The following is a 235-nucleotide window of genomic DNA, read 5'->3' as shown; positions in this document are numbered from 1 at the left end:
ACAGCCTTGATCACTCATTTTCTTCATCTAATCGTTCCTCATCGGATCTAGCGAAGGCAATTATTGCTAACGAGGATCCTAGCACTGAGCCTACCGCTCCAGGCGGCCCAGCGACCATGAATGCAGCCGTGTTCAAAAATTGAGCCCCTATATACAATAGTAATCCATTATCTATTTTCTCGCTATGATATTGTAAAGACCGATATGTCCTATGGAAGGATAAACGGAGTTGGAC

At 44.3% G+C, this 235-nt stretch carries 1 protein-coding gene; it reads right to left on the bottom strand.

From position 1 onward, the window contains the following. Positions 1 to 10: 10 nt before the first annotated feature. Positions 11 to 235: hypothetical protein (locus C477_RS24355; protein WP_204366218.1), on the bottom strand; the 225-nt coding region annotated here is incomplete at its 5' end.

The sequence above is a fragment of the Haloterrigena salina JCM 13891 genome (assembly GCF_000337495.1).
In the GTDB taxonomy this organism is placed as follows: Archaea; Halobacteriota; Halobacteria; order Halobacteriales; family Natrialbaceae; genus Haloterrigena; species Haloterrigena salina.
Note: the sequence above shows the minus strand (reverse complement) of the source record. Positions and strands in the feature narration are given on the sequence as shown.